Below are 3,393 nucleotides of genomic sequence, written 5' to 3'. Positions count from 1 at the left end.
AGGGCCCCGCGCGGCTGACGGTGGCGCTCGGCATCGCCCTCACCGACGATGGGAGCGATCTGTTCGCGCCACCGTTCTCGCTCGAGGCGGGGGATCAGGCAGCCGAGGTGCTGACCGGGCCACGCACGGGCCTGGCCGGTGGGGCGGACCTGCCGTGGCGGTTCTGGATCCCTGGCGAGCCATCGGTGTCGCCGTACAAGAAGCATCCAAAGGCCTGAGCGGGGTTCGATCGGCGGTTCCCGCACACGGCGGACCCGAAGGCTCAGAGCATCGCGAAGTGGAAGAGCGCCGCACTCGACGCGGCCCAGATGATGCTCGTGAGCGTTCCGATGATAAAACGCTCACGAGCCTCGGCAGCGGCGAGTTCGGTGAATCGGCCAACGCCCTTGATGGCGATGATCACCGCGACCGCTTCAGGAAAACCTGCGATGAGGGTACCGGCGATGGCGAAACGCTCGAGGTAACCGATGGTCCGCCCGCCGCGCAGCACCTCATGCTGTTCCCCCGCGTTGCCCAGCAGGGAGTTACCGAGACGCTCGGGCTCGGTCACGATGATGCCGCCGAACAGTCCTGGCCGAACAAGCCCGCGCGTCGAGAGCTTGAGCACATAGTTCGACGCAGTACCGCCGCCGAGCACGGCGATCGCCACCGCGAGAACACCGAGGGCGACGCTGACGCCGACGGGCGACTCTGGCGAAGGGATCGCGACCAGCACGAGGTCGACTGCGAGCAGGGCCGCTGCGATGGCGATGATCGTGTTTTTCTTCCGCCAGTGCGCGATGCCGATGGTCACGAGGCACCCGGCGGCGAGCAGGAGAACGGCCACCCAGTACAGGGTGATCGGGAGGGCACCGGTGATCGGGCTCACTGTCGTCTCCTTGCGTCGTTGCCGGGTCGGCTCGTTGCCGGCCGGTCAACCGACGTCACCTGGGCCAGGCGTCGCCGCTGCTCCCTGCTGGGTCCGCGGAACGATTGACCGTGTCGAGTAGCCTAACAAGCGCCTCAGACGCCGCCTTCTCGACACGGATGCCCGCGGCTCGGGCCCGCAGACTGGCCGCGCCCGCCGTGATGCCCAGCCGCTCCGCCGACTCCGATTGGGTCAGGCCGGTGGTGAGCAGGTCGTACAGTTCCCAGCCGCCGTCCGTCCGGCGTTCCCGCAGAACCAGCAGCAGGGCGATGAGCGCTTCGGCGTCAGCGCCACGAAGTGCCTCAGCTGAGTCATCGCCGGCCCGGGTGAGCGCGAACCGCGTCTGTGACTTCTTCGCACGCGTCACGGCATCCCGAGCGGCGAAGAACGCTTCCCCGGTCGCTTCCCGGGTGGCCAGGGGGAGCGGCAGTCGTACCGGACCGATGCCGACGCCGACGCTCCAGGCATCCTCGCGGGTCAATTCGAGCACGATGGCGAGGGCGTCTTCTGCGCTCGCTGGAAGAACCTGGATCTCATCGCCGGCCGTTCGATCCGCCGGCAGGAGAAGGCCCGGTCCCCCGGCACCGTTCAACGTCTCAAGGACGGATGCGGCGCGGTCCGGTTGATTGCGACTGTCGACCTGGTCGGCGGTGATGACGATCAAGATGCCTCCATTGTTTTAGGCTTGAGCCATAACTCTTACGATATTAGGGAATAACCTAAACCAGGTCAAGAGTGAGGCCCCAGGCTCACATCGCTGTCGACGGGGCGCCGATACCGCGCTGGTACTGTAGCTTGCGTGTCGCAGCCCCAACTCCAGTCCCAGTCCAATGACCCGTCGTTCGAGGACGTCTGGGAGGAAATCGTCTGGCGTGGACTCGTCCACGTATCCACAGACACCGGCGCGCTGAAGACCCTGCTCGCGGGTCCGCCGATCACCTACTACTGCGGATTCGACCCGACGGCCCCCAGTCTGCACCTGGGCAACCTCGTGCAGCTGCTGCTTCTGCGTCGTATCCAGCTCGCCGGCCACAAGCCGCTCGGACTCGTCGGCGGCTCGACCGGACTCATCGGTGACCCGCGCCCCACCGCCGAGCGCACCCTCAACACTCCGGACACCGTCGCCGAATGGGTGGGATACCTCCAGGCGCAGGTCTCCCGGTTCCTCGACTTCGATGGCGACAACGCCGCGCGGCTGGTCAACAACCTCGACTGGACGGCCCCACTCTCAGCGATCGATTTTCTCCGAGACGTCGGCAAGTACTTCCGCGTCGGCACGATGCTCAAGAAGGATGCCGTCAGCGCACGCCTGAACTCGGATGCCGGCATCAGCTACACGGAGTTCAGCTACCAGATCCTGCAGGGCATGGACTTCCTCGAGCTGTACCGCAACCACGACTGCGTTCTGCAGACCGGCGGCAGCGACCAGTGGGGCAACCTGACGAGCGGCACCGACCTCATCCACAAGGCCGAGGGGGTGAGCGCCCACGCGATCGGCACCCCGCTGATCACCAACTCCGACGGCTCGAAGTTCGGCAAGAGCGAGGGCAACGCCGTCTGGCTCGACCCGACCCTGACCAGCCCGTACGCGTTCTACCAGTTCTGGCTCAACTCCGACGATGCCGACGTGATCGCGCGCCTGAAAATTTTCACCTTCCTCACCCGCGCCGAGATCGAACAGCTCGAACAGGCCGTCGCGGCAGAGCCGTTCCGTCGTGAAGCGCAGAAGCGTCTCGCCTGGGAGGTCACCTCCCTTGTCCACGGCGCCGAAGCGACGGACGCCGCGATCGCCGCCTCCGCCGCGCTGTTCGGACAGGGTGAACTGCAGAGCCTCGACGCCGAGACCCTCACTGCTGCACTCCGCGAACTTCCGCACACGACGGCGACCGCAGGCATCCTGGTCACCCAGCTGCTCGTCGACACAGGGCTCACCGCCAGCCTCGGTGAAGCCAGGAGGGCGATCGCGCAGGGCGGGGTGTACCTCAACAACACGAAAGTCGCAGACGATTCAGCGGTGCTGGAGAGCCTGCTGGCCGGGGGAGTGGCGGTTCTTCGCCGCGGCAAGAAGACCCTCGCCGGTGTCTTCACCGGCTGAGAACCGTGCGACACGCCCGGCCTGCAGAAGCAATTTGCGGGACCCCTGGGATGTGCGTAAAGTAACTACTCGTCACCCCAAAGGTGCGGCAGAGCGACTAGCTAGCCGGCCTCATGCGGGACCAAACCCCACCACAAAGAATCGCCCGGATTATTCCGGATTCCGGTTCCGGTGGGGGTAAACCTTCACAGGGTTTCTCTCGTACTCGAGACTCGGACTTCGGTCCGGGAGCGTGTACAACACAAGAGAAATTCGGTGCTAGGCTAGAGAAGTTGCCCTGCGGAGCAGCCCTGAGGGGTGAAAAGCAGGAGCATCCGATCCTTGAGAACTCAACAGCGTGCACAATGTCAAATGCCAAAAACCCGGCAATCCAGCCTTTCTGGTTGGGTTA

4 protein-coding genes are annotated in these 3,393 nt (G+C 65.3%); 2 read left to right on the top strand and 2 right to left on the bottom strand.

Translation table 11 applies throughout. The features are described 5' to 3' along the window. Positions 1-218 (top strand): DNA-3-methyladenine glycosylase (locus JWP90_RS02475; protein WP_297359242.1); only part of this gene is annotated, 218 nt, incomplete at its 5' end. 44 nt (positions 219-262) lie between these two features. Here the strand turns inward: JWP90_RS02475 and JWP90_RS02470 are convergent. Together JWP90_RS02470 and JWP90_RS02465 are read right to left on the bottom strand one after the other, a co-directional pair. Then, the gene (locus JWP90_RS02470; protein WP_297359240.1) at positions 263-868 is read right to left on the bottom strand and encodes a hypothetical protein; all 606 of its coding nucleotides are present in this window, start codon (positions 866-868) and stop codon (positions 263-265) included. A 55-nt stretch (positions 869-923) separates the two neighbouring features. Next, positions 924-1,571, bottom strand: a complete 648-nt coding sequence (locus JWP90_RS02465) for a DNA-binding protein (RefSeq protein ID WP_297359238.1) — start codon at positions 1,569-1,571, stop codon at positions 924-926. A 135-nt stretch (positions 1,572-1,706) separates the two neighbouring features. Here JWP90_RS02465 and tyrS point away from each other — a divergent pair, with 135 nt between their 5' ends. Further along, positions 1,707-3,002 carry a tyrosine--tRNA ligase gene (tyrS, locus tag JWP90_RS02460; protein ID WP_297359236.1) on the top strand — a complete coding sequence of 432 codons (1,296 nt, stop codon included), beginning with the start codon at positions 1,707-1,709 and terminating at the stop codon, positions 3,000-3,002. Positions 3,003-3,393 lie beyond the last annotated feature (391 nt).

Origin of the sequence: Mycetocola sp. (genome assembly GCF_025464835.1) — a bacterium.
GTDB lineage: Bacteria > Actinomycetota > Actinomycetes > Actinomycetales > Microbacteriaceae > Mycetocola_A.
Note: the sequence above shows the minus strand (reverse complement) of the source record. Positions and strands in the feature narration are given on the sequence as shown.